Consider the following 25,680-nt stretch of genomic DNA (forward strand, 5'->3'; position numbering starts at 1 on the left):
ACGGCTGCCGGCACCGGTGACGAGAGGGGATGTCGCCCCGGAGGCTGCGGAGGCGGGCTTGGGGCGGCATCGGGACGAGTTGCGGCCCGCTGCGGTGGCCCGGTTGCTGCAGCTGCGTGGGGCGGGGGAGCTGAGGACGGCGCATGTACGGCTGGTCGCCGAGTCAGTGGACGTCAGCGTGCGGCAGGTGTGGCGCTGGCTGGCCCGCGCGGAGGAGACGGGTAGCACGGAGAAGCCGGAGCGCAGGCGGTTCCGTATCACTGAGGAGATCATCGAAGTCCTCGCCGACCACCAGGGCAATGTGAAACGCGCTCACGAGTACCTGGTGCGCGTGGCCGAGGCGGCGGGGGAGAAGCCGGTCGGTCTGACCACGCTGCACGACGCGATCGCCCGTGACCTGGACCCTGGTTTCATGGCGGGTCTGCGGGAGGGGATTCCGGCCGCCCGCGGCTTCGACCCCGCCTTCCATCGCCCGGCGGTGGCCCGGAACCAGGTGTGGGAGGGGGATCACAAGCAGGCTCCGCTCGTCGTGATGATGCCCGACAAGAAGCTGTCGAAGGTGTGGGTGACCTGGTTCGAGGACCGCGGTACCAGCTATGTGATGGGCTGGGCGGTCACCGCCGGCAGTGCGCACCGCGGCTCGGTCCTGGCGGCGGTGCGGGCTTCGGTCCTGCGGGAGGATCCTTACGGGCCGGCCGGGGGACTGCCGCACCTGGTACGGGTCGACGGCGGTGCCGACTTCCTGTCCAAGACAGTCCGGCGGGCCTTCGGCCTGCTCGGTGTCCCTGCACACCGGGTGCGCAGCGCCCGCCACAAGGGCGGTGTCGAGCGGCTGAACCGAACCGGCGTGACCCGCTTCTTCGCCGACCTGCCCCGCTACACCAAGGCGCCCCTGCTCGATCACCGCCGCCGTGTCGGCGAGACGGACCCGCCGTTGACCTTCGAGGCATTCGTGGAGCTCCTGGGGGAGTGGGTCACCGAGCACAACACCCAGCACGTGGTGAAGCGCACCGGGCTGACGCCGCTGGAGGCGTGGCTGGCCGACCCGACCGAGATCCGTCCCGAGCCCACCCCGGCCGAGCTGCGCGCGTTCATGCTGGAGAGTGATCACCGGCTTCGGAAGATCACCAGCCACGGGGTGGAGTTCGCGGGCCGCTGCTACATGCCGGAAAACGGTGTGGGCCGCATCGGGGTCGAGGTACGGGTGCGGTGGATGCCGCACCACAGCCACGAGATCGACCTGTACACCTTCCGCGGGGACCGCTACCTGGGCCGGGCGTTCCTCAGTGACGAGGCCACGAAGGAGCTGCGCGCCAAGGTCCTTGCCGACCGCCGGGAGCACAGCGCTGAGCTGCGCCGGGCCCTCAAGCGCTCCGGTGAGCGCAGGCACGACCGTTATCTGCCGGCTACCGAACCCCAACTGCCTGTCTCTGCGACCCGCATGACCAAGGAAGAGGCGCTCGCCGAACTCGCGGGCCCCAGCCGGTCAGCGCCTGCCGCGCCTCGCCGGCGCGTGGAGCCGTATCAGCCTTTGACGCCCGTCCCAGCCGGCTGGGTGCGCCCCGGCCAGGCCACTGCCCCCGCCGATCCGTCTTCGGAGGACGCATGACCACCACCGCCGCCACTTCTGCCGCGCCGCCCGAGTCGGGGCCGCCGCGCCGTCCGGATCTGCGCCCGCAGTTCTTCCTCGGCCTTAAGGACTCCTCACTGGTCGCCACCGACACGCTGCTGCAGATCAAGGACACCGTCGTCGACACCGTCGAATCGCGGGCCATGTCGGTGATCTACGGCGACGCGGGGCTGGGGAAGAGTTTCGGCACCCGGGCCACGATCCAGGAGATGAACCCAGATCTGATCCTCCCGCTGGACTTCGCTCGTTCCCGCCCGGGGCCGAAGGACCTGCGCGAGGAACTGTTCCACCAGATGAATCTGTCCTGCAAGATGCCGGGGACGCCGACCGCGTTCGACAAGCTGCTGCGCGAGACGCTGCCCCGGCGCCCGTATGTGATCGTGTGTGACGAGGCCCAGCAGTACCGGCGGGAGAACTTCGAGTTCCTGCGCAAGCTGTGGGACACCTGCGATCCCAAGCCTGCCATCGTCTTCGTCGGAGGCCGAGAGGCGTACGAGACGCTGCAGAGCGACCCGGCGCTGGCCTCGCGGATCTATATCCGCCTGGAGATTCCGGCGATGAGGGAGGACGAGGTCCTCAAGGTCGTGCCCGACTCCCACCCGGTATGGAAAGGCGTACAGGAGGCGTTGCTGAAGCGGGTCGACACCCAGTACGCGCTCGGGTCCTTCCGTGAGTGGGCGAAGGTCACCAAGCACGTGATCAAAGGCATGGAGCACTTCAAGGCCGACAACGTCGACGACCGCATCGTGGACTGGGCCCTGAACCGTTGCTGACCACTGCGCTGGCTGTTCAGAGTGCCGCCGCTGCGCCGGACCTCTTCGATGCGATGGGACACGCTGCCCCGACAGGTCTGCACTTCCTTGGCACCCCAGGTCTGCGCACGTTGCTCACCCCGGGCCTGCTTGCCGTGGGCGATGCGCTCGCCGACGCCTACGCCAAGGGCCGGTTCGTGTGCGTGCTGGGACAGGCCGGGGTCGGCAAGACCTTCGCCGTCCACACTGCCGCACGCCGCCTCGGCGAGCTGCTGCCCCTGGACCTTCGTGCTCAGCCGTCACCGGCAGACCTGCGTGACGCCCTCCACGAGGCACTGAGGCTCCCCGGCCAGGCGCCTGCCGACCCCGCCCCTGCCGACACGCTGATCCGCCGCGCCCTCGCGCAGGGGCCGCGGATTGTCGTGGTCGAGGACGCCCACCGGCTGTCACCGTCGTGCTGGGAGTATCTGCGATTCCTGCACGACGAGCTCTCCCAGGGGCTGTGCGTGGTCCTGACCGCCCCGGCGTGCGGCGAACGCTTCCTGCGTGCCCAGCGGATGCTCGCCACCCGCACGACGAGCTGGCTCTGTGTGCAGCCGCTCACCCGCGACCGCATTCCGCAGGCGGTTCCCGCCTTGCATGCGCTGTGGCAGGGCGTCGCGCCCGGTGACCTCGACGCACTCGACGCCCGATGTGCCGGCGGCGTGCTGCGCCGGTGGGCTGTGCTGACCCGGCACACCCAGCGGGCGATGGCCGCCCACGGGGCGAAGAAGCCAGACCGGGTCATGCTGCAGGCTGTGGCCGACCGAGCCGACGGCGGACGGCGCCCGTGACCGCACCCAAGTTCAGCAGCATCGCCCGGACGAGGGCGGAAAGCCGGCCGATGCCGGCGACTTCTGTGAAGCGGCCGGTCCGACTCCTCCTGGACACCGACGACGACCACGCGGTCGACCGGTCCGCCCACCAGTGGGCGGACCCCGCCCGCCGACGCATCACCGTCGAACCCACCCCGCACACCACCAGCCCGGCCCACCTCGCACTGGACGTCTTGCGCGCCATGGGCCGTGAAGGGTACTTCCGCCCGGAGGCGGAGCGAATGTCCACCAACCCGGCCTGGCGCGCGGTGACCTGCTGGACCCTGACCACCGGCATACGCGACGTCATCGTGCTGCGTGCTCACCGCCTGAGTGCTGAACGCCTGCGCCGGCTGGCCGTCTGGGTGGCACAGACCGGCATCCGCCTCACGCTCCTGGCGCACACCCCGCAGCGGGATGGCGAGCGGAGCCTGCTCGAGCACCTCACAGCCGCCGGTCTCGACCCCCAGGTGGCCGCACGCGGCACGACCTGTGTCCTCGACGCGATCGGCCCGGCCGCCGGCCGGCGCACCGGCTCCCCACCGCACGATCACACCTACCGGCTACCGCCGTTGCCGCACAGCCCGGTGCCCGTCTTCCGCGAGGACTGCCGGCGCCGCCTGAACCCAGCCGACTTCGCCCACACCGACGGCCAATACCGCGCCGGCTACGCAGCCGCCCGCACCTGGCTGGCCCGGACCCAGCCACCCCGCCCCGAGAACACCCCGACCACCAGCCGCCGCGACGAGCGCACCCCTTTCAGCCTCCAGCAGACAGAAGCCCTGAGGCTGTTCCTTGCCCGCCTGACCGTCTCAAGCCCCAGCCCCCAGCACACCCTGGCCCGCGTCCGAGGAGCCCAGGCAGGCTTCCTCTCCCGCTCCACTCTGCTCGACGTACCCCACGACCTCACCACCCGCACAGGCCCCGGCATCACCACCAAGCCCCTCACCCCGCAAACCGTGCACACGATCACCACGCGCCTGCCCAACCCCCTGCGCGCCGCCGCGATCGCCGCCCTGCTGTTCACCGGCACAGACACCTCGCTGCTCTCCATGACCCAGACCGCAGGCATCGAACACGCCCACAGCACCTTGGCCATCGACCGCGACTCCCGCATCAACATCGGCGAACCACCCGGCCCCCGCCACATGTACGCCGTCCCACCCCGCGCACGCCCCCTGCTGCAGACAGCCGTCGCATTCCGCCGCCGCACCCCGCGCACCTACGACCACCACGGCCTGTTCGCGAACTGTTTCGGCACCACCCCACGCTTCGAGGCCCTCATCGCCGACGTCGGCCTCCCGATCCCCGCCCTGGCCCGCCACGCCGGGGACGATTGGCACACCGCCACCCACGCCTGGCATCTGCACACCCCCGCGCCGCGCACTTCTGACTTCCCTGCGCCCTTTTGAAAGTCCTCGGGTGACCGAGCCCCGACGCTCCGCCCGTCCACAACCGCAGTGTGTGCCTTCGTCAGTGGACTGCACAGGGCCCTCCGGCTTACCGGGCAACGTCGCAGCACCCGGGGTTCTCGCCGGGGGACCGCCGCTGACGGCGCTCGTCGGTCTGTGCTCGTTGTTGTGGTGCAGCCGGGACGGCGTGCCCGCCTGGGTCACCCGGAAGGGGGTAAAGCAAAGGCTAAATCTGTAGGTAAATCTGTTAGGTTCTGGGGTATGCCGACTCAGGATGAGCTGTTCGATGCGGTGGATGCGTTGCTGGCCGGGGAGCCGGAGATGCCACCGCCGGCGGAGCGGGCGCGGCTGCGTGAGGCGGCCGGGGTCACGCAGGCGCGGCTCGCGCAGGTCCTGGAGACCAGTACGCAGACGGTGAAGAATTGGGAGGCGGGCCGCAGCGAGCCACGGCCCCCGCGCCGCGCGCCGTATCAGCGTCTGCTGGAGGGATGGGCGCAGAAGTATCCCGCCCCCGCCCCGGAGGCGTCCACCACCCCGGTTCAGCAGCCGCCAAGGCTCGAGGAACCATGCGCCCCGGCGCCGGAGACGCCCCCGGCCCCGACACCTGCTGCTGCGGCACCCGGACAGCCCCGCAGGCTCGAAGCAGCACCCAGCCCGGCGGCTACAGCTCGTCCAACGGCATTGCGGCGCCCGGGCGCGAAGAAGGCCGCCGCTTCGAAGCCCGTGACCGCCGCGCCCCCCGCCTCCGATCCGAGGTTTGTGCATGGCCCGCTGGCCGTCATCGACGTCGATGACGAGGGTCAGGTTCTCGCGTACTGCGTGGGCGGTCTGGTCCTGGACGTGCCCGCGAAGACACTGCCCTCGCTGGTGGAGTGGACACTGACCGAAGCACAGGTGGGTGCGCAGCGGCTGAACGGCTCGGGTAAGGACGCCGACCCGCTGCTCGTCCTCACGAAAACCGCCCTGGAGCGCTTCGGCCTGCCCGCCGAGCTCACCGACCAGGAACGCCTGGCCGGCCGCCTGCCCGACGCCCACAAGGCGATCGCCCAGCTGACGCGGGAGCAGTGGCAGCTCACGAAACGCGGTCTCGGCCCCTGGGCACGGATCTACCGCCCCGCCCAGGGCGGCCGCCGTTCCTGCGTCCAGCTGTGCATCCCGTCCTGGAACGCGCTCGACACCCGCAGCTGGGGCCACGCCGCGGACCTCCCCCCTGCCGAACTCGCCTCCGTTCTCGGTACATACGCCACCCGGGTCATGACCCCCCGAGGATCCACCGCCGTCACCGGCCTGGAGCTGATGACCGCCCTCCACCCACCGACCCGGGCCTCCGCCCCGGACGAGACGGGCAAGCGGCACAGCGAGCACAACCCCGGCTCCCTGGGCAAGGAGCCGATGGACCCGGCGCCGTGCGAGGCGACCGACGGCCACCCCGTCCTCTCCCACCTGCCCCGCTTCCACGTCCGGACCCCGGCCGAGAAACTCTTCGAGGAGGCCTACGACTGGGCGCGCCCGCTCACCGACGACGAGTGCATGAAGCGTCATCTCGTCGGCATCGACGTGAACATGGCCTTCGCCGCCAGCGCCAACGGCGCGGTCGTCGGCCTCGCCACCCCGCCCGTCCACGTCACCCACCCCGTCTTCGACGCGAAGACACCCGGCTCGTGGCTGGTCGACCTCTCCCACGTCGACCTGTCCCGCGTGCAGGTCGGCAAGCAGTGGCACACCCTCGACGGCGATCTCCTGCCCAGCCCGTTCACTCCGACCGGCAAGCGTCCCGAAGGGCCTGCCTGGTACGCGACCCCGACCGTCGCCTACGCCGCCGAACTCGGCTACGACGTCGCCCCCACCGAGGCCTTCATCCGCACGGAATCGGGCCGTTACCTCGACGGTTGGTACAAGCGGCTGCGCGACGCTTATGTGTCGACGATGGCCGACCTCGGCGTCACCGAGAACCTGACACCACCACAACTGCTCGCGGCGATGGACGGCTACAAGCGGCGCGACCCGCAGGCGGCGATCGTCCTGGACGCGATCAAGTCGACGGTGAAGAACGGCATCGGGAAGTTCCAGGAGAAGGCACGCGGAGGAGGCTGGCGGCCGGGACAGCCCTGGCCGGCTCTCACCCGCCCGACGTGGCGCCCGGACATCCGCGCCGCCGTGATCTCCCGCGCCCGGATCGGCATGCACCGCAAGATGGTGGCACTGGCCGCCGCCGCCGGCCGCTACCCGGTCGCTGTGCTGTCCGACTGCGCCGTCTACGCCGCCGACGGACCCTCACCACTCGACGTCCTGCCCTACGACGACGCCGGTAAGACGGTGCCCGGGTCGTTCCGGCTCGGAGTGTCACCCGGAATGGTCAAGCACGAAGGCACCCAGACGACCCTGTGGGCCGAAGAGCTCCGCGAGCGCGTCCAGGCACCGGAGCTGAACCTGGCCCGCTACATCAAGACCGGCGACGTCACCACCGCCGACACAGGGGAGTAGGACACCAAAGATGACCAAGTCCGTTGGCGAGGGACTCAACAACGCACTAGAACAAGCCGTCACACGCCCAGCACCCAAGAGCCCGGGCGTCCAGATGCGCTACCTGGTCAAGCAGCTGAAAGGAACCAAGGCCGCAGCCCAAGCCCTCGGGATCTCCCAGCGCACCGTCGAGCGGTACATCAAGAACCAGCTCAAAAAACCGCGCCCGGACCTCGCCGCCCGACTGTCCAGCGAGGTGAAAAAGCGGTGGCAGCCCCGCGTGAAGGCGCAAGCGAAGAAGACCGCCGGCACGAGCAGCGGCCTCGTCATCGACGTCCAGGGCCGCCTCGGCTACAGCGCGCCCGTCGGCACCACGGACGAGGCACGCGAACGCCACCTCACCGTAGCGCTGCCGCCGCGCTTCGCCGAGCGCCTGTTCACAGCGCAGGAGCAGGGCGCCTCTGAGAGCCAGCTCCAGCAGATCGCTGCCGAAGGACTCAAGGAGACCTACTTCCAAAACCATGGGACGCGGGCCGGGAGCCTGGAGGAAGTGCATCTGTTCGACGTCCAGCACATCGAGTTCGGCCTCTGACCATCCCACCACAGGACGAGGCACCGCCCCGGCAACTGAACCGCAGCGCGAGAGGCGCCGCCAAGACAGGCCCGTGGTCACAGGATGGTGGCAGTCAGCGGAACCGCACTTCGCACCGAAGAATCCCCCTTGGGGAGAAGAGCTACTCTCCTTGCCTAGCATGACCGTGCGTAACTATAGTTACGCCAATCGTGACACAGAAGATGCCGCACTCCGCGGCCGGCCAGATGGTCGGATACCTCTACCAGTGCGAATGGGCCCTGGTGGAACTGGCCCGCCGATGGTTCAGGGACCCGCAGACCGAGCTCCGCATGGAGATGCTCGACGACATCGACCTCCTCCGCCACGGCACGCCGGTCGAGCTCGTCCAGTCCAAACACCACGGACACGCCGGCGAACTGGGGTCCACCAGTGCCGACCTGTGGCGTTCGATCAACTCCTGGTGCGACGCGCTCGAACACCTGCCGGCGGGGCAGCTTCCCATGCTCAGGCTCGTCACCACACAGACTGTCTCGCCCGGCAATGTTCTGGCCAAACTCAGACACGACGCCCGGGATGTCACCGCTGCACTGGCAGAACTCGAGGCCATCGCCGGCGATCCCGACGGCGCCAAAACCACATTGCCCTGGCGATCCCGGTTCATGGCCTGCACCGCTTCGACGCGCGCTGCCCTCGTGGGCGCCATCGTCCTCGACGATTCCGCGCCGCGAGTGTCAGAGGTGGACTCTACGCTGCGCGAAGTGATCGGAATCTGGAAGAACGACGAGCAGAGCCAGGCGATCCTCGAGGAACTGAAAGGCTGGTGGTGGAACGTGTCCCTCGACATGCTCGACCACACCAATCCCGGCCGGCGCATGTCCGTCAGCGCCGAGGAACTGCGCACTCAGATCGACTACGTCTCCGGCAAGTACACCCACACCGCCCTGCCCGTCGTCGACAGCCTCGACGACCTCACCGAGCAGGAGATCGCCCAGTACACCGGCCACGTCTTCGTCGAACAGCTCAAGCTGATCGGCCTCGGCAACCGCAGCATCCGCGCCCACATCGGCGAGTACCACCACGCCTGGGCCCACCGCTCACGCTGGCTCTACCACCATCACGTCACCCCCGGGGAACTCACCCAGTTCGACAGCGACCTGCGCCAGGAATGGAACCTCATCTTCGCCAAGTACGCCGACCGCTTCGATGCCGGCAAAGAAGGCGACGACGCCCAGGCCGTCGGCGAGACCATCCTCGACGCCACCCTCACCGCGGCGCAGGACATCAAACTCCGCCAGCTCGGCAAACGGTGGATCGCCCGCGGCACCCTGCACGCACTCGCCGACAACGCCCGCAACGAACCCAAGCCGCTGGGCTGGCACCCCCACTTCGAGGACCTGCTCAAGACACCCCCGCGCACGCAGACGAAGGGGGAGTAGCACATGACCACCACCCAGCTTCCTGAAGCAGCGGCCCTCCTCAACCCTGCTTTCGGCGCCTACATCCTCAGCCACAGTGCTGCCGCGTACGCCGCAGCCGCCACCGAGCCGGAATCCCATCTGCCCTGGCCGTCCGCGTTCCTGGTCCTGCCGCTGGTCCTGCCCCCCGACTCCCGGAGCGCCCTGCCGCGAGACACCCGCACCCAGCTCGCCGGATGGCTGGCAGACAACACCATGATCCGCGCAGCATTCCCTCAGCGCGCACCCGCTCTGCACGCCTACACCCAAGGCTGTATCCGCTTCGGCATCCGCCACGGCACCCTGGCGCTGACCGGAGGCGGCCTGCGGGCCACCCGCAAACCCGCGAAGCCCGACTCGTCACAGCCCGCCGGCGAAGCCGCCACCTGCGTACGCGCCGCGGTTCTCGTGGGCCGCTGGTTCGCCGCGACAGACACCGCCACCCTCTTCACGCTGCTGGGCGTAAGGCCCTGACCCGACAAAGGACCCTGCCCCATGCACCTGATCGCCCTCGCCCTCTACCACCGAGACGGCCGCCCCGACCCCCGCGTCGTCCGCTTCCGCCCCGGCACCCTCAACATCCTCACCGGAGAGTCCGAGACCGGGAAATCCGCGGTCCTGAGCATCGTCGAGTACTGCCTCGGCCGGCAGACCTTCACCCTTCCAGACGGAGTCATCACCGACACCACCGCCTGGTACGCGCTCCTCGTACAGATCGGCCCCACCCGTCTCCTCCTGGGCCGCCCCGCGCCCAAGGGCGCCTCGACGAACAAGGCGATGCTCGTCATCGGCGACCACACACTAGATGTCCCTGCGGCAGACCAGATGCACGTCAACGCTGACGCCGCCGCCATCCGCACCGAGCTCAGCGCCCGTATCGGCATCGAGGAATTCCGCTTCCAGCCCCCCGCCGGAGCCGGCCGTCACGCCTTCGACGTCTCCATCGCCCAGGCCGTCCTGCTGTGCCTGCAGAAGCAGAACGAGATCGCCAACCAGAATCTCCTCTTCCACCGCCAGGGGGAGCAGGGAATCGCCCAGGCGATCAAGGACACCCTTCCCTACTTTCTCGGCGCGGCAGGCCCCGAACAGGCAGCCCGCCGTCACGAACTCGCCGAACTGAACAAAGCCCTGCGCAGGGTCAACAAGCAGATCGAAGAGGCACGGCGCCGAGTAGAAGGCGGCGAAGCCCCCCGCGTCGCCCTGGCACGCATGGCAGCCGACGCAGGTCTCATCGACACCGTCCCCGAAGCTCCCACCGCAACCGCCCTCGACACCCTGCTGCGCCAAGCCCTCGACGCCGTTCCCGACGCCTCCTTCGTCTCCGGCCCAGACACCAGGCGTGAACAGCTCGCCGCCGAACGCCGCGCCCTGCGCAGCCAGCTTCAGGAGATTGACAACTCCCGCACCATCCTCGACAGCTGGAAGGAAGAGAGCACCGCCCTCACCGGCGAACTCCACGTCCAGCTCAGCCGCCTCAAGCCCATCGGCCTGCTCGGCGACGCCTCCCACGACCGCGACGCCCACACCTGCCCCCTGTGCTCTCAGCACCTCCCCATCCCAGACCCTCGAGTCTCCGACCTCCAGGAACTCACCCGCCGCCTCGAGACAGAACTGGACGATCTGGCCGCACTGCAGCCGGCCCGGAACCAGCACCTCGAAGCACTCGAAGCACAGACCCGCGAGATCCAGGCAAGCCTGCGTAACAACGCGGCCACCCTCGAAGCCCTCAACGCCAGCGACCGGCAACTCCGCCAAGCCCAGGACCAGCGCACCTACCTCGCCCACGTCCAAGGACGCATCCTCCAAGAACTCCAGCGCACCAGCCCCCAGGGCAAGGACGACCTCGGCGACCTCCTGCGGCACGGCGACAGGTTGACCGAACAGGCCGAAGCCCTCCAGCTTCTCGTGGACGCCGACGAAGTCGGCGCCGAGACCGAGAACCGGCTGAACGAAGTCGCCGACCTCATGACCACCTGGGCGCGAACCCTCGGCCTCGAGCACGCCGACACCGCCGAAGAGGTCCGCATCAGCCCCACCTTGCTCAACGTCGTCCTGCGCACCCCCGCCGGACGACTGCCCCTCACCCGCATCGGCAGTGCCAAGAACTGGATCGGCTACCACCTCGTCGCCCACCTCGCCCTGCACACCTACCTGCAGCGCCACAACCGTCCGGTCCCGGGCTTCCTCATGCTTGACCAGCCCACCCAGGCGTTCTTCCCCGAGGAGGTGCACGACGCGGTCACCGTCGAGGACGCCGACTGGGAAGCCGTCCGCGCCTACTTCGCCCTCATCTCCCAGGCCGTAGAGCAGAACGGCGGAGCTCTCCAGGTCATCGTCTGCGACCACGTCAACCTCCGCGACGACTGGTTCCAGCAGGGAGTCGTCGAAAACTGGAGAGGCGGCGTCGCACTCATTCCCACAGACTGGATCTCCGCCGAGTGACGACCTGAGCCCTCCCTGTCTCGTTATCACGGGGCAGCGCGTTGAGGTCGACGACGGCCGGCTGCTGCACCGAGACCGCCGACGAGCAAGGGGACGAACCGAAGTGATCGAACGAGTCCGTGCCGTCCTGGTCACGCTGACGACACGATGCTAGCCATCCGCCGCACCCGGCCGGGCATCCCCGTGTACTGGGTCCTGCCCGGCGGCGGTGTCGAGCCCGGTGACGAGTCCCGTGAGGCCGCCCTGTACCGGGAGATCCACGAGGAGATCGCGGGGAAGGCCGACATCGTCCGCCTCCTCCACACGATGAGTCCGACGACGAGCGCCAGCTCTTCTACCTCGCCCGCATCGCGACCTGGTCCTTCGAGGACCGCACCGGCCCGGAGTTCTGCGCCAAGGACCGCGGCGAATACATGCTGGAGGAGATTCCGCTGACCCTGGAGGGGCTCAACGGCATCGACCTCAAGCCCGAGGAGATCGCCCACGTGCTGAGGGGAGCTATCGGCACCGCGACCCTCGGAGCCGAGGCGACTTCATTCTGAGTCTTCGAGCACCTCACCACGCCAACCAGTGCCGGACTCGAACGGCGCCGGTCCTGGCGGCCTTCCCCTACCTCGCAAGCCAGTGCTGCAGGCGTGCCAGCCGCAACCGGACCACAGCGTGCAGACCATCTCTGCCACGCCCCGGACCCCACAAGCCATAGAGGAGCCATACGCCTGGCATGGCCTAGTGCTTCTACCGGGACCACCACGGTTTGACCGTGTCCAGGTGCGCCCGGACGGCAGCGATGTAGGCAGTCTCCAGCGGCTGCAGCGCGCTGAGGTCGATCTGCGCCGGCGGGATGTTCATGGCCGTGTCGTTCTCGATGGGAGGCGCCTCCCAAGCCGCACGCATGGCGACCCCGGCCGTCTTGTGCAGCTCCTGGACGAGCTCAGCGTAAGCAGCGCCCACCGCTTCGGATTCGATCTTCGTCCACGCAAGATGGTAGGAGAGGTTGCCCTGGATCTCCCGCAACGACTCCGACAGCCGCACGCGCTCCTCTGGCAAGGCATCAAATCTCCGCCGTCTGATGGCGTAGGGCATCTCCTTGTAGGCACTGTGGGCCGCGAACGCCTCGGCGAAGGCGGTCCGGAGCCTGCTGATCTCCTCCTCCCGGCTCTTTCGCCGGGCAAGCCAGATGTTGATGACCGCGGTGAGCATGGCGGCGAGGAACTCGCCCCTGCCCTCCAGCCGACCTCGTCGAAGGCCGCAGGACTGTCGAGCACGTCCGCAACCTGTCGAAGCTGACGCCCGAGCAGCATCAGGCGAAGGCAGACGAACGTGCCAAGGCAAGCGAGGAGCGAGCCGTCGCGAAGCGCGGGGTATCACGCCGTGATACTCCCGAACCGGCGCCGACCACGGTGCCGGAGACGAAGAACAGGAACGCGACAGAGCCGGGCGACCTATCACGCCGTGATAACCCCCAGCAGCAGGAAGGCGCCCAGCGCACGGCACAGCCGCACCAGGCGGAGGGCGCGGACGTACCCGAACCGCGGTCCGCACCTGGGCAACCCAGTACGCCCGTACGGCCAACTGAGAACGCCTGGAGCGACGGCCGCGCAGCTATGGACCATGCCCTGACCGCGCTGAGCGATGCGGAGCGCAGCCGCTTCCTGCACCGCTACGTCGAGCGCGCCGGCAGCACCGAGGCACTCGTTCAGGATCTCGCACGAGGAATCAATGACGGGGCCCGCCTGCAGCTCGCCACCATCCTGGAGCAGGCCGCCCAAAGGCTGAGGCGCGCTGGCTAGGCGCCAGGTCCCAGCACGGGGCTGCCTCTCTTTGAGAGACAGCCCCGACCTCGCCCCGTTCCCACGGGACTGGGGGAGTGCCCCTCGCGCGGCCCGAAGGGGGTCCCTCGCTGGTCCAGGCAACCCTCTCCAGCGTGGCGACACACGCCGCAGCACGCGTAGAGCGTGCCCATAGTGGGGAGCAGTAGCTGGTTACCGGAGATGCCGGGGGAGGACTTGGCATGGGAGCCGTCACAGTTGCACTTGTGGTACTAGCCGTCCTCAGCGTGGCTGTCGTAGCCGGACTACAGGCCAGGGCTGGTCGTCGTGAGGCCGAGGCAGAGAAATCGCGCCTGGCCGAGCAAGCCCGAATCCAAGCCCAGCGGTCACTTGAAGCCGTTTGGGCCATGAGCCCCTCGGACTTCGAGGAATACGTCGCGGAACTCTGCCGCCGAGACGGCTGCACCGGAGTGCGCCGCGTGGGTGCTGCGAACGACCTGGGCGCCGACGTGACGGGCCGGCTGCCGGATGGCCGGAAGCTCGTGGTGCAGTGCAAGCGCTACGCGAAACACCGCACCGTCGGTAGCCCGGACCTCCAGAAGTTCAACGGCACCGCCCGCAGCGAACACGGAGCAGACGTCCCGCTTTTCGTCGCCTCGTGCAAGTTCACCAAGCAGGCGCGAGCCTTCGCAGCCCGCCACGGTCTGGTCCTCGTGGACGTCGACCTCCTCGGCTTCTGGAACAGCGGCACCGCTCTGACCGCGCTCCTGGACCTGGACATCGGCCGGTCCGGCACCAACCAGAAACTCGCCCCGGACAACTGAATTCTTAGCGCTCAGCAGCCAGCGTCGATGCCCTTCCAGCCGTTCCCGAGCGAGCGGCGCTGGGGCCGCGACGGTCCGGCAGCGGGGTGCAGGGCGGGTGTTCAGTGCGCCGGTCACCTGGACGGCGCCGTGGGGGAGAGGCCGGCGGTGACTTGTCCGGAGGCGAGGACGCGCGCGTACGTCCCTGGCCCGTAGGCGGAGAGGGCCACCGCGAGCGCGGCCGCGGCCGTCTCGGCCGGCCTTGCGCCCCAGCGGGGTTCGTCCTCGATGGCGGGCGGTTGGTGGGGGAGTGCGCGGCGCTGGGCACCGAGGCCGCAATGAAGGGCTACCGCGTCCGCTACATACTCGCGACGAAGTTGGTGAACGAGCTGGTCGAGGCCGCGGATGAGAAGCAGCTGAACAAGACGATCGCCCGCTACGGCCGAGTCGACCTGCTCTGCATCGACGAGCTCGGCTACATGGAACTCGACCGCCACGACGCCGAGCTCCTCTTCCAGGTCCTGACCGAACGCGAGGAGAAGAACAGCGTCGCCATCGCCTCCAACGAGTCGTTCGGCGGCTGGACCAAGACCTTCACCGACCCCAGGCTCTGCGCGGCCATCGTCGACCGGCTCACGTTCAACGGCACCATCATCGAGACCGGCACCGACTCCTACCGCCTCGCCTCCACCCGAGCCCAAGCGGAGCGAGCAGCCGGCTGAAAGGCTGAGGAGCTGCGTCATGAGGCGTTGACGGGGTTCCAGCTTCGATCTCCCGTAGCAGTTCCCCGTCATCGTCATAGAGCTCAAGATTGAACCGCAGACCGAGCCGGGTCAGCAGCGCAGCGAGATCCTCGAACCGTTGAGGATCGACGACTCCGTTCAGGAGCGTGTCCCCGTCGGTCGGGTCGACCTCGATCCGGCACCAGCTGGTCTCGACCTCATACGACTCCCGCGACGAGCCGGATTGGGATCTCCAGCCGGCCCCGATGAACCGCTTGGCCACCCACGATGCACTCGGGGCTCCTGCCAGGCCGCCATACACGTTGTTGTTAATCTCATGCCAGACGGGATCGAGCGGCTGTCCCTCATCGGATATGTCCACAGCTGGATTATGAAGCAGACCCCGCAACCCGTGATCGCACCGCTATCGACATCAAAACTTGTCGATGTTGATCACTGCACCCCGGGTCACACGCTTCCCGAACTCCTCGACAAACGAATCCCCAAGAAGTCGTCATAGCCACCCTGCCGGTCCGGTGCCCATGGACCACGTCAGTTCGTAGATGCCGACCCCGCGCTGGACGCGCTTGACGCGGAGGCCGGCGCGGAAGCGGCCGGTGCGCAGGTCGTCGACGAAGGCCGCCACGGTCTGGCGGAAGCGGCGGCGCTGCTCGGGGGTGAGGCGGTCCAGGTCTCCGGTGAAGCGGGGCAGGGCCTCGTACGTGGGCACGGTGAACTTCTCCAGAAAGCACGAAGCCCCCGCCCGGTGGCCGAGGGCGGGGGTGGCTGTTCGTGTCGAAGGGCGTCGGGGACGTGGTCTGCTCAGCGGTCTCGGCTGGTTGGGGCTGGCGTGCGCTGGTGTGCGTTCGATGACGCTCGATTGGGTTGGAGTGGGCCGGGGTGGGCGCCACTCCGGTAGCCGGGGCGCAGTGTTCGCAAGGTCCGCGTCAGGTCTCGTAGCGGTCGCGCATCGCGTCCCAGAACTGCTGGGGCCGGGTGGCCTCGCAGCCGTCACACCGGTACCCCGCGAACCAGACGCGGGCCGGCCGTCCTGTTGGGCTGACTCGCGGGAGCAGCCGAACTCGGGGCGAAGCGGCCGGAGGCACAGTGGGCAGGAGTCCGCCTTGATGGACTTCGGCTTCCGGGGCCGCTTTGTCGTCCTGGACCTGGACGGCGCGGAGGTAGCTGAACGCGCTGATCGCCGCGTGCGGGGTCATCGGTGCGAGCGGCAGGGCGATGGTGTCGGGCATGACGGCTCCTCACGTACGGGCCACCGCGCGGATCGCAACGGCCCCAGATCCAGAGCCTGGGGGAGTCGCCCTGTGGACAGAGTCCGCGCACCGAAGGTGACCACCTACCCCCCTTGTCCAGGTTCGGACGGCCGTGCGTTTCCCCTTGACAGGGTCCACCAGGTGCGACAAACCGCCCACCTCGGTGGGGGAGAGATCTCCGTCCCGGCACGCTGAGTGACGGATGGGGAAAAGCCGCTGCCGGACCCGGTACACCACTGGGAGACTCCGGAGATGACCACGCAGCGCCTCCCGTTCCCCGTGCCCGACGAACGCGCCCACTACTTCGTCGGCCAGTACGCCGACATGCACGACCTCGTGGCGGACCTGGTCGTGCCCGACGGCGTCCCCGAGGCTGCGGCGACCGTCCTGCGCACGGCCCGGGAGCTGCTGCGCCAGTCGTACTACTGCTTCGAGTTCTCCACCGTGGCGGTCCTGCACTCCCTGATCGCGGTGGAGATCGTGCTGCGCGACCGGATCCCGGGTGCGGGCAAGAAGCCGCTGCAGAACCTCATCCAGCAGGGCGCGGAGACCGGCGTCCTGACCGGCCGGCAGGCGGAGTACCTCGACTACGGCCGGAAGATCCGCAACGGCATGGCGCACGGCAAGACCACGCACGCGGCGATGCCGCCGGCTATGGCCGTGCCGATGGTGACGACCTCATTCACGATCGTCTCCGAGCTCTGCGCCGCACCCACCACATGATCACGGCTCGATGCACCAGGCGGGGGACTGCGGGTGTGACCAGAGGTGGGACCACCGAAGTCGGCGATCTTCCATTCGTGCAGTTCAGAGGCCGTGGGCAAGCCCTCCTCAGAAAACGACACCCTTCCTCGCGAGAGCCGAGGGGAAAGGTGATCCGTATCCCGGGCCGGCGGCCGCGTGGAGGGGTAGATCGGGCCCGGCCACGATTGCCGGTTGGCAGCGTGGCCGGACACGCGATGAGGGAGTTGTTACGCCTTGCCTGCGGCTTCGAAGCGGAAGCCGAAGAGGCCGCCACCAAGCCGGACGTCGACGGCCTGGCGCACGGGAGCTGTCAATGTCAGCCGCAGGACGCGATGAGGTCGCGGAGGATCCCGGACGTCAAGTCGGGGGGTGCCGCCTCGGTCGCGACGCGTTCCATGAATCCGTTGTAGACCGCCGCGTCGGGACCCCGCACCTGAGCCTCCCGCAACGTCTCGGCGTGCCCCAGGATTGCGTGGACAATGCTCTCCGTGTTGTGCGGTCGCTCGGCAGCGTCAGCCAACCGGTACAACTGCTCCTGGTACCGCGAGTGGGCGTCTCCCCGGCTGATGTACTGGGCGCCGGAGAGTTGTTCCGTGTAGACGATGTCAGGCAGCAGCCGTTCCGCGAAACGCAGGATCGTCACCGGTTCGCCGATGTCCACGACACCCCCTGCGCGGAAGGGCACGATCTGGATGGTGACGTTGGGCCACCGCGCGAGACGCAGAAGGTGCTCGAGCTGTTCCTGCATCACACGGCGGCTACCTACCTGGCGGAGTAGGACCCCCTCGTCGAGAACAGCGTGGAGCTTGGGAGCGTGGATGGAATCCAGCAGCTGCTGGCGCTTCATACGCAGCTCCACCCGGCGATCGATCGTTTCCTCCTCATCAAGAGGCAACCCAGTCCGGAGGATCTCCCTCGCGTACTTGGGTGTCTGGAGCAGGCCGGGAACGAGTCGCGCCTCGTATGTCTGGATGGAATCAGCGCTCTGCTCCAGGTCGAAGAGGAGCCTCAGCCGCTCGGGCGTGATGTCGTTGTACTCGTGCCACCAGCTTTCCCCCTGGGCCGCGTTCAGGGTGTCAAGGAGGCGGTTCCTTTCCCAGGGGTCGTGAACCTCGTACAGGTCGAGTAGCCGTTCCAGCTTGTCCGCCGACCCTGGCACGGGCTGTCCGTGTTCGAACCGGGAGACCGTGGCAGTCGAGGCGTGGACCCGCAGCGCGGCCTCGGTCTGGGTGATGCCACGGTTTTCACGCAGTTCACGCAAGCGCGCGCCCAACAGAATGCGTTGAGCCGCAGGGGCGAGGCGCCTGCTGGCGGGGAGCCGGGGGGTGGCGGATGCCGTCGGCGCGGCGGCCGCTCGGGCTCCGTCCCGGTCCAGAGGAGCGAGGTGCCTGCCAGTGGGAAGCGGGGGGATGACGGATGCCGCCGGCGCGGCGGCCGCTCGGGCTCCGTCACGGTCCAGCTCCTCCAAGGCGCCGCTGACGTGATAGCGGGCCGCGGTGCTCAGCCAGTTCTTCGCCTCGTCCCTGCGCCCCTGTGCGAGGAGTTCGAGCCCAAGGGCGTACGCCTGATGGCCCAGTTCGGCCTGCTCGGCTTGGAGGACCACCGTGGCCCGCTCGTGATCCGTGAGCTGCTCAATGCTGTCCATGACCGCTTCGAAACCGCCCTCGGAGCCGCTCAGGGGGGGCTGAGGCGGCCAGGTACCGGCGTTCACTCGCATTCTCCCTTTCCCGTGGCCATCGGTCGGTAGTGCTCCAGAGCGCTGGCGCCGCGGAGCGTCGCCAAGGCCCGTTTGAGTAGCTTCTTCACTCCGTTCTCCCCGATCCCCATGAGTACGGCGACCTCCGCGACGCTGAGGTCGTCGAGGTACCGGAGGCAGAGGGCCACACGCTGCCTGTGTGCCAGGCCGGCCAGGGCCCGTTCGACGTCCACGCCCCGCTCGATCGCCACAGGAAGGTGCGTGACCATCACGCGCATGAGCAAGGCCATCTCCGGCTCGTCGACGGGGACCTCCCGCGCGATGCCGCGCCTCTCCCAGAATTCCGCGATGCGGCATCGGGCAATGGAGTAGAGCGCTTTCGCCGGCTCGTCGTAGAACTCGACGTGGTGGTCATACCTGACGAAGAACAAACGCCAGGTCTCCTGGCACAGGTCCTCCGCCTCCTGCGCTCCTCCCACCCGGCGCGCCACGAACGCGTCCAGCCTGGGGTGCTGGGCCAGGTAAAAGTCCCTCATGGCCTTCCGGCGCTCAGGATCCTTTGCGGCTCGGGCTGCGGGACCGCTGCCCTCCGTCGATGTCATCGAGCCTCGTCGACGTCGATGTCGGCGCCGACACGGACCGACCACTGGGCTTCAGACAGCCTCTGACGTGCGGAAACCGCCTGCCCGCTCGCTCCGGCTGCGTCCATAACCGTCGCGATGGACCGGCGTTGCTCTCGGGCAAGGAGGACCTTTCCCAGGATGCGCAGCCCCGCAACGGTCACACCACATAAGCCGGAGATCGCCAACGCCAGCTCACTAGGACCCATCGACCGCAGCACTGCAGGATCACCCACTCCCTACCCAACCGAAACACTGTCACCTGTACATCGGTGCAGAACCCGGTTTCGGGTACCCCCAGCCCCGCCGTTCTTCCTTCGGACGAAGTCCCGCGCTCGCTCGCGATGGCGAAGCTGACCAGACACGTCACTCACTAGCGGCGTCAGCTGTGCCCCGCACGGCGAGAATCTCCGAGACCGGGCAGCCCCATGCCGCGCCCGGGCCGGCGGGGCCGTAGAGCGTGAACCCGCACGCCTTGAAGAACGCCTGCCGGTCAGCCGCGTCGGCGCCGTCCTGCGGCACCAGGGCCAGGAACGTGTCGCCGGCCTTCTGGGCCCGGCGGGCGATCTCAGTGAGAAGTGCCCGGCCGACCCCGCCGCGACGACCGGTAAGGGCGACCGCCATCGTTGAGATGAACGTCTGCTCGCCGGGATGCGCCTCCCGGCCTTCGTCGTGCCCGAAGTCGCAGTGGAGCTGGAACTCGGCGACCCCGACGACAGACCCTTGGAGCTCGGCCACGACGACGTCCAGGCCCTCGGGGTCGTAGAACCTGCCGTCTCCCAGATGATTCGAGTACAGCAGCTCCTCCACCACCGAGTAATCGGCTTGGACGATGTCACGGATGAGCGGCATGACCCAAGTGTTCCAGGACCGCGGCGCGGAGGCACCGTCTACGGGCGCCGAGGTCTACGAGCGCTTTGCCTGCTGGCCCATGGTGTCGACTCTGGCAGAGGTGCAGAGCATTACGCTCCTTCCATGTGGAGTGAGTCGAACAACTATGGCTTCGAGAACGAGCTGGACTACCTGCGGTCGATCAAGGAGGACGACAGCTATACGTTCACGTACCCGTTCGAGTACATCACTAAGAACTACGGGAACGACTATTACGACATCGGCACAGCGGACATGGTGGTCCGGGTCCAGTGGAACGACGCAGAGGCTGGTTACACGGTGGCCTACGACGTCCCCGAGATGGACAAGATCGACCCCGCTGAGGGGAACGGCGATGCAGCGAGCTTCTACGAGAGCGACGTTTACTGGAGGCTCGTGAGCGACCTCGACGGCATGGGGATCAGCTCCGAGCTTCGTGCAATCTAAGCACGGTTGGCTTGCCATCGCAGACGCCAGGCTGAGAGCGGGATACCGATCGGCTCCGTGGTGGTGCCCGGCCCCTCGTGAAGCCGGGCACCACCACGGGCCAACAGCCAGAGCACCAGGCCCCTCGGGAGGGGATGGAGAGGGGCCAGCATCGACCAGCAAGGGGCGGCGGTCCTGTACGCCGTCCCACCGCCAAGGTAGGAGCCCCTCCCGCACAGCGCAGCTTCTGATGGGCTGCCAGGGCGACGCCCCTTCCCCCGCGATAGCGGACTGGAAGAGGCGTCGCCCATCAGGGTCCGACCGCGGAGCTCAGGCCGGCTGCGTCTGAAGCCCGGCGAGGGGAGAGCGCCGGCCCTTGCCGACTGTACGCAGCTGCGCCCAGTCGACCTCGGGGTGTGCCCCCGGGGAGCAGACGCTGACGGCCGCACTCGACAACCCCGACGGCCACGCCCTCTGCCGCGCCCAGGAGGCCCGCGCCGACGCGGAGGACAGGGAGCGCCGCGCCGCACAGCGGGAGGCGGAGCGCTCGGTGTGCCCGCGGTGCGGGGCGAACCTCAGCGACGAACGCTGGCAGCAGCTGCGGCACGGTAGCCGGCCTCGAGCCGGGACAGCTAGGGCGTGTATCAGAAGCCCGCTTCGAGTGAGCTGTCAGTTGGCAGCAAGAATGCTGGAGAGACTCACAGCGGGGGCGGTCAAGCATGCCTGTCAGCGTGCGCTGCTGGCGCTCGGTCAAGGAGGCAACAAAGATCACGGCGTCAGCGTTGGCCTGGTCACAGGCCTGAGCTACTTCATGGACTTTCCCGTAGCTCAGCAGAGTCCGCGAGGAGTAGGGCAGATCCATCTTCTGGACCCCGCCGGCCGAGACGCCTCGCCGTTGCACAATCTGCACGACGACCCGAGCGCCGCGCGCTGCCAGTTCTCTGGCTGCCGACACCATGAGCGTTTCGAAGTCCTTCTGCTTCGCAGAGAAGTAGCCAACCAGGACTACATCAGCGCCCACGTTCGTGAGTCGGAACGCCCGGCGCTGGGTCGGCTTCGAGGGCACGCGGCGAGCCAGGCGCCGGTCGCGCCTTCGAGGCTGATGCATGCGCCACAGGCTAAATGCCTTGTTGCCTGCGGTGATACCGGATTTCTCTCTGACCGAGCTTAGCGAGCAAGATCAGAGCCACTCGTTGATGGCGGCGATCGTGACGGTGGCCTCGTAGCGGACGGAAAGTTTGTCGTGTCTTGTGGCCACCGCCCGGTGGCGTTTGAGGCGGTTGATCCCGCACTCGACCGCGTGGCGCTGGCGGTAGTCGACCGGGTCGAAGTGCGGCGGTCGGCCGCCGCGGGAGCCGAGCTTGGCGGTTGCGTGCCTGGTCGGCCTTGTCAGGGATGGTGCAGCGGATCCTGCGGCGGCGCAGGTAGTCGCGGTTCTTGCGGGAGGCGTACGCCTTGTCGGCCCGCACGCGGTCGGGCCGGATCCGTGGCCGGACCGGCCCGATGCGGGGCACGCGAACCTTTGCCAGCACGGGCTCGAACTGTGGCGAGTCCCCGCGCTGTCCTGCCGTGATCACGATCGACAGGGGCTTCTGGCCCCGCTCGACCGCCAGGTGCAACTTGGTGGTGAACCCGCCGCGCGACCGTCCCAGCCCGTGATCGACCGGCTCGGTGAACACGCCACCCGGCGGTTCCTTCTGCAGGTCACCCCACTTCCGGGCCCCAGCCGCGTGCTGGCGGGCGCGGCAGACCGTGGAGTCGACGCTCAGGTCCCACATGATCGCACCCGCTGCGTCGGCCAGGGACTGGAGCCGGGTGAGGATCCGCTGCCAGGTGCCGTTCCGCTGCCACCGGCGGAACAGGTCGTAGACCCGGCCCCACGGCCCGTACTCGACGGCACATCCCGCCACGGCACACCGGTCCGGACCCGGAACCGTATGCCGTCGATCAACCGCCGCCGAGGCCAGACAGGGGGCCGCCCCGCCTTCGCCCCTTTCGGCAACAACGGCTCCAGCGCGGCCCACTGCTTGTCCGTGAGATCTCCCCGCCCCATGAACCATGATCATTCACAGCCCAAGATCCACTTTCGATACACGGCCTAGTCGGCGTTGACGGCGACGGCCTGGCCAGGACCGCGCCGATCTTCAGGGGAACTCCGGGACGCTTCGCCCGGCGCGGTCACGAGATTCCCGTGGCACAGCTCCGGCGCCACATATGCGCCCACCGGGCCTTTGTTCGCAGCCCCGGTGACCTTTGGACCATCGTCGCCCCGCGTAGACATCCCAGAGCGGGTCTTCAAGGAGCGGGAGGAGCCGGGAAGGCAGCGCGCCCCGGTCGGGATCCGGGGCATGCTCGCTGGCGTCTGCTACTTGCGTCTCCAGCAGTTTGGCTGTGACTTACGCGGTCCGTGTCGAGGACGGGTTGGCGTGATGTCGAGGCCGAAGAGCGCGTAGATGTGTCGCAGGGCTTTCGTAGGCGTCGCGCTCGGGTTCCCCCAGGGCCTTCCAGCTGTGGTTCCAGTCGTTACTTGTGGCGGCTGGGTGAGCCCAAGAGCGGAGGTGGGTCGTCACCGGGGGCTAGGGTGCGCGCGGGCGGGCGGGTGAACTCCGATGCGACGATTCGGTGCGGTCCATGTGCCGTCGACCAGCGGAAGGACGTGCTGGTCGACCAGCCGGAAGTATCCAGGGTGATCTCGGTCAGTACGAACACGCTGATCCGGCGTCCCTCGCTGCTGAGTTTCGCTCAATCGCCCAGCCGACATGTCCGTGGTCGCGGCTGTGCGGCCGCCGTGACCGTCCCCATCCGATTCGACCAGCAACCCACGCGAGGAGGTTCCGCAAGAGGAGACCGCCCTCACGAGGCTCTGGACGCTTGTAGTCCGAGGACCAGTTGAAGCCGTAGGGACTCCGGAGCGTGCTCTGGTGCGTCAGGAATCCCGCAGGCCGCCGTCGCCGTACATGCCGGAAAACGATCCCGCGCGGATGATCGGGGACGCTCTGGAAGAAGAGCACCGCGTCTCCTCAACTCCCAGGGTTACGCGCAGGTCCTCCCGGCTCCTCACACGGTCCGCGGCCGAGTGGGGGGCGGCATCGGCGCGCCGCCGAGTGCGCAGCCGTCGTTCACAGCTGTACACCTCATCCGGCCGGAGGGTAGACCGTGGTGTCGCCGTTGCGGATGGGACCGTCCAGCTGCCCTTGACGAACTGGCGTTCTCGGTGATCCCGCGTGTGACGAGCGCCCATCGCTCGGACTCGGGCAGCGCCGGTACTTCGATTACGAAGTAGTGCCCGGACGCCGTCGGGTCGCGGGCGGGTGGTCGTACCAGTAGAACTTAACCTTGAGCAGTGGGCGTACGTACTCGTTGAGGACGTCCCTTGTAGGAGTCGGTGTTCACCACCTTCCTCTCGAAGGGCGTCACCTTCTCCGCAACTCATAGAGCTCGCTCGGGCGCTTCTTGGCCTTGAAGCCGCACACGATCAGACCGCCGCCGGCGTTCGCGAACGCGCGACGTCCTTGGCGAGCTCGAACTTCCCCTTGTCGGTCGTTAGGTCGTACGGCCCGCTGGCGGACGCTCTTGAAGTCGACCCACTCGCTCTCTGGCGTGCCCAGGATCTCGTTCGGCTTCTGCGCGGTGAGGTAGGAGATGAGTTGCACCATGCTGTCGGCGGCCATACTGCGGGGAGCCTACGCACACGAGGGCACAGCCTGCGCGACAGCCGCCCCTCAACGTTTGATTGATTCGCTGGCGGCGGAGGCCTGCTCTGGGCCGCAGTGGCGTGTCCCGCGGCGACGAGCGGAGCGGGTAGACAGGCGCTCCGCAGGTCCCACGCTCACCATGGATACTGCTGGGATGAGTGAAGGTGTGACTCGCTAATGGCTCTGGAGTTCGATACACGCCGTCCACCGGTCCGTGCCTCGCAGTATCTGGAGGTTGGTCAAGGCGGTCCGCGCGGCGAGCGCAGCGGACGAGCTGGACTGGCTGGAGTGGAAGTCGACGCTGGAATTTCAGCCGAAGAACAAGGCGGACAAGAGCGCTCGTGCACATCTGGCACGCGCCATCATCGGTTTCGCTAACCGCCAGCCCGACGTTGCCCTGCGCAACGTGTGGAAGGATACGGGCTCCTGGTAGTCGGGGTCGATCCAGAGGGCTACTACGGCGTCGACGAACTCGACAGCGTCGAGCTGGGAGCGGTGGATCACGCCGTACGTCGGTGAGGAAATCGACTGGCGCCACCACTTACGTCCCGTCAGCGAGGAAGGGCCATGAACGGCTTCCGGTCCTGATCGTCACGGTCAGTCCTCCGAGCTGGGGCGATCCGATCTATTGCATCCGTAAGGAGATCCCGCCGCCTCCACGGGGTGAATCGGAGCAGACGAAGGACAAGGAAACGATCCGCGAAGCGACGATCTTCGTACGGCGTACCGGCCGGACGGACCGTGCCCGAGCGGTTGACATCGATCGTCTGGGCGGCGCCTCCTGCGTAGGGCACCAGGCGCTCGACCTGACGCTTTCCGTGCAACAGGGTGTCGTGCCCCATGTTAGTCACTCCAGCTGACGACCTGGACCGCGTTGTCGACGCGGAACGCGAGCGCCTCGTCAGACCTCTGCGGTCCTGCTACAGGGGGGTTGGCCATGGAGGCAGATGATGAGAGGCTTCTCCTATCCGGGATCGACCCCGGATCCACGCAGCCGCGAAGGGTATCTGGAAGAGTCAACCGTATCTGGAGGCGCTCAGGAACGCCCTCCCGAAGACACTGCCGGAAGTCGCGGCACTCGCCGCACCGCGCATCGCGCTGCGTCTGCACAATCGCACGCACATCCACCTCAAGGACGTGCAGATCAGGCTGGAGTTGCCGGACGGCGTCTCGCCCTGCCTCCGATGGACCCCGATGACCAGGACAAGAGCGATCCGGTCTCGAGAGAGCTGCCCAAAGGCGCCCCGCCCTTACGGGCCGGTGAAGCGAGACCTGTATGGGCGGCTTTCCTCCCTCCCTCTTGCAGCCCTCCCTGGGTGTCATGCCTGCCTCCCTGCCGCATACATGGGAGATCGAGGTGGTTGGGAACACGGTTGTCTTCCCCGAGGAGGACGTGCGCGTCGGCTTGTCAGAGGACCTGGTTCCGTTCGTGGCCGTGACCGAACAACCCCTATCCGGGACGTTGCAGGTGTCGTGGACAGCC

24 protein-coding genes and 2 pseudogenes are annotated in these 25,680 nt (G+C 68.1%); 17 read left to right on the forward strand and 9 right to left on the reverse strand.

What is annotated here, in order from left to right; genetic code table 11:
* The first annotated feature begins 94 nt into the window (after nt 1–94).
* The 11 genes from ABD981_RS11455 (at nt 95) to ABD981_RS38880 (ending at nt 12,123) form a co-directional block, all read left to right on the forward strand.
* A complete protein-coding gene (locus tag ABD981_RS11455) occupies nt 95–1,609 on the forward strand; it encodes a Mu transposase C-terminal domain-containing protein (protein ID WP_046911518.1) in 1,515 nt (504 codons plus the stop codon).
* Nucleotides 1,606–2,403: an AAA family ATPase gene (locus tag ABD981_RS11460; protein ID WP_046911502.1), complete on the forward strand. Its 798-nt coding sequence runs from the start codon at nt 1,606–1,608 to the stop codon at nt 2,401–2,403. The genes ABD981_RS11455 and ABD981_RS11460 overlap by 4 nt, the downstream gene beginning before the upstream one ends.
* A complete protein-coding gene (locus ABD981_RS11465) occupies nt 2,397–3,215 on the forward strand; it encodes an AAA family ATPase (RefSeq protein WP_123955139.1) in 819 nt (272 codons plus the stop codon). The genes ABD981_RS11460 and ABD981_RS11465 overlap by 7 nt, the downstream gene beginning before the upstream one ends.
* Before the next feature lie 50 nt (nt 3,216–3,265).
* The gene (locus tag ABD981_RS11470) at nt 3,266–4,648 is read left to right on the forward strand and encodes a hypothetical protein (RefSeq protein WP_046911501.1); all 1,383 of its coding nucleotides are present in this window, start codon (nt 3,266–3,268) and stop codon (nt 4,646–4,648) included.
* A 261-nt stretch (nt 4,649–4,909) separates the two neighbouring features.
* Nucleotides 4,910–7,132 (forward strand): telomere-associated protein Tap, encoded by a 2,223-nt coding sequence (tap, locus tag ABD981_RS11475; RefSeq protein ID WP_046911500.1) that lies wholly within the window; start codon nt 4,910–4,912, stop codon nt 7,130–7,132.
* Nucleotides 7,133–7,142: 10 nt separating this feature from the next.
* A complete protein-coding gene (gene tpg, locus ABD981_RS11480; protein ID WP_046911499.1) occupies nt 7,143–7,703 on the forward strand; it encodes a telomere-protecting terminal protein Tpg in 561 nt (186 codons plus the stop codon).
* A 191-nt stretch (nt 7,704–7,894) separates the two neighbouring features.
* Complete coding sequence (locus tag ABD981_RS11485; protein ID WP_240495459.1) at nt 7,895–9,121, forward strand: ABC-three component system protein; 1,227 nt, start codon at nt 7,895–7,897, stop codon at nt 9,119–9,121.
* A gap of 3 nt (nt 9,122–9,124) precedes the next feature.
* Nucleotides 9,125–9,613 carry a three component ABC system middle component gene (locus ABD981_RS11490; RefSeq protein WP_046911498.1) on the forward strand — a complete coding sequence of 163 codons (489 nt, stop codon included), beginning with the start codon at nt 9,125–9,127 and terminating at the stop codon, nt 9,611–9,613.
* A 21-nt stretch (nt 9,614–9,634) separates the two neighbouring features.
* Nucleotides 9,635–11,581: a DUF3732 domain-containing protein gene (locus tag ABD981_RS11495; protein ID WP_046911497.1), complete on the forward strand. Its 1,947-nt coding sequence runs from the start codon at nt 9,635–9,637 to the stop codon at nt 11,579–11,581.
* A 147-nt stretch (nt 11,582–11,728) separates the two neighbouring features.
* A complete protein-coding gene (locus ABD981_RS11500) occupies nt 11,729–12,016 on the forward strand; it encodes an NUDIX domain-containing protein (RefSeq protein WP_382748796.1) in 288 nt (95 codons plus the stop codon).
* The gene (locus ABD981_RS38880) at nt 11,995–12,123 is read left to right on the forward strand and encodes a hypothetical protein (RefSeq protein ID WP_382748794.1); all 129 of its coding nucleotides are present in this window, start codon (nt 11,995–11,997) and stop codon (nt 12,121–12,123) included. Before ABD981_RS11500 ends, ABD981_RS38880 begins: the two co-directional genes overlap by 22 nt.
* A 193-nt stretch (nt 12,124–12,316) precedes the next feature.
* Here ABD981_RS38880 and ABD981_RS11505 read toward each other — a convergent pair whose 3' ends face one another.
* Complete coding sequence (locus ABD981_RS11505; RefSeq protein WP_123955138.1) at nt 12,317–12,781, reverse strand: hypothetical protein; 465 nt, start codon at nt 12,779–12,781, stop codon at nt 12,317–12,319.
* 404 nt (nt 12,782–13,185) lie between these two features.
* Here ABD981_RS11505 and ABD981_RS11510 point away from each other — a divergent pair, with 404 nt between their 5' ends.
* The 3 genes and pseudogenes from ABD981_RS11510 to ABD981_RS11520 all read left to right on the forward strand — a co-directional run.
* Entirely contained in the window at nt 13,186–13,371 is a 186-nt protein-coding gene (locus ABD981_RS11510) for a hypothetical protein (protein ID WP_046911496.1), read from the forward strand.
* Between the two features lie 386 nt (nt 13,372–13,757).
* Nucleotides 13,758–14,174 (forward strand): restriction endonuclease, encoded by a 417-nt coding sequence (locus tag ABD981_RS11515; protein WP_240495458.1) that lies wholly within the window; start codon nt 13,758–13,760, stop codon nt 14,172–14,174.
* 299 nt (nt 14,175–14,473) lie between these two features.
* Nucleotides 14,474–14,875 (forward strand): annotated as a pseudogene (locus ABD981_RS11520) (ATP-binding protein); the annotation flags it as partial.
* A 514-nt stretch (nt 14,876–15,389) separates the two neighbouring features.
* Here the strand turns inward: ABD981_RS11520 and ABD981_RS11525 are convergent.
* A complete protein-coding gene (locus ABD981_RS11525) occupies nt 15,390–15,605 on the reverse strand; it encodes a hypothetical protein (protein WP_240495457.1) in 216 nt (71 codons plus the stop codon).
* Nucleotides 15,606–15,822: 217 nt separating this feature from the next.
* On the reverse strand, nt 15,823–16,125 hold the full coding sequence (locus tag ABD981_RS11530) for a hypothetical protein (protein WP_046911494.1): 303 nt from the start codon (nt 16,123–16,125) through the stop codon (nt 15,823–15,825).
* 273 nt (nt 16,126–16,398) lie between these two features.
* On the opposite strand from ABD981_RS11530, the gene ABD981_RS11535 reads away from it, so the two are divergent.
* The gene (locus ABD981_RS11535) at nt 16,399–16,869 is read left to right on the forward strand and encodes a hypothetical protein (protein WP_123955137.1); all 471 of its coding nucleotides are present in this window, start codon (nt 16,399–16,401) and stop codon (nt 16,867–16,869) included.
* 337 nt (nt 16,870–17,206) lie between these two features.
* On the opposite strand, the gene ABD981_RS11540 is transcribed toward ABD981_RS11535, so the two are convergent.
* From ABD981_RS11540 to ABD981_RS11550, 3 genes are all read right to left on the reverse strand, one after another.
* Nucleotides 17,207–18,535 (reverse strand): helix-turn-helix domain-containing protein, encoded by a 1,329-nt coding sequence (locus ABD981_RS11540; protein ID WP_165591023.1) that lies wholly within the window; start codon nt 18,533–18,535, stop codon nt 17,207–17,209.
* Between the two features lie 62 nt (nt 18,536–18,597).
* Nucleotides 18,598–19,188 (reverse strand): RNA polymerase sigma factor, encoded by a 591-nt coding sequence (locus ABD981_RS11545; protein WP_123955135.1) that lies wholly within the window; start codon nt 19,186–19,188, stop codon nt 18,598–18,600.
* 384 nt (nt 19,189–19,572) lie between these two features.
* Nucleotides 19,573–20,058 carry a GNAT family N-acetyltransferase gene (locus ABD981_RS11550; RefSeq protein ID WP_123955134.1) on the reverse strand — a complete coding sequence of 162 codons (486 nt, stop codon included), beginning with the start codon at nt 20,056–20,058 and terminating at the stop codon, nt 19,573–19,575.
* Nucleotides 20,059–20,181: 123 nt separating this feature from the next.
* On the opposite strand from ABD981_RS11550, the gene ABD981_RS11555 reads away from it, so the two are divergent.
* Nucleotides 20,182–20,523 (forward strand): hypothetical protein, encoded by a 342-nt coding sequence (locus tag ABD981_RS11555; protein WP_046911492.1) that lies wholly within the window; start codon nt 20,182–20,184, stop codon nt 20,521–20,523.
* 289 nt (nt 20,524–20,812) lie between these two features.
* Here the strand turns inward: ABD981_RS11555 and ABD981_RS11560 are convergent, their stop codons facing one another.
* The 3 genes and pseudogenes from ABD981_RS11560 to ABD981_RS11570 all read right to left on the reverse strand — a co-directional run bounded on the left by ABD981_RS11560 (nt 20,813) and on the right by ABD981_RS11570 (nt 24,173).
* Nucleotides 20,813–21,610: an HflX-like GTP-binding protein gene (locus ABD981_RS11560; protein ID WP_345529004.1), complete on the reverse strand. Its 798-nt coding sequence runs from the start codon at nt 21,608–21,610 to the stop codon at nt 20,813–20,815.
* A 72-nt stretch (nt 21,611–21,682) separates the two neighbouring features.
* Nucleotides 21,683–22,555 (reverse strand): annotated as a pseudogene (locus ABD981_RS11565) (IS5 family transposase).
* A gap of 1,360 nt (nt 22,556–23,915) precedes the next feature.
* A complete protein-coding gene (locus tag ABD981_RS11570) occupies nt 23,916–24,173 on the reverse strand; it encodes a hypothetical protein (RefSeq protein WP_345529005.1) in 258 nt (85 codons plus the stop codon).
* A 259-nt stretch (nt 24,174–24,432) separates the two neighbouring features.
* Between ABD981_RS11570 and ABD981_RS11575 the strand changes: the two genes are divergently transcribed.
* Nucleotides 24,433–24,630, forward strand: coding sequence for a hypothetical protein (locus ABD981_RS11575; protein WP_345529007.1), 198 nt, complete (start codon nt 24,433–24,435; stop codon nt 24,628–24,630).
* Nucleotides 24,631–25,680: the final 1,050 nt, after the last annotated feature.

The sequence above is a fragment of the Streptomyces showdoensis genome (genome assembly GCF_039535475.1).
In the GTDB taxonomy this organism is placed as follows: domain Bacteria; phylum Actinomycetota; class Actinomycetes; order Streptomycetales; family Streptomycetaceae; genus Streptomyces; species Streptomyces showdoensis.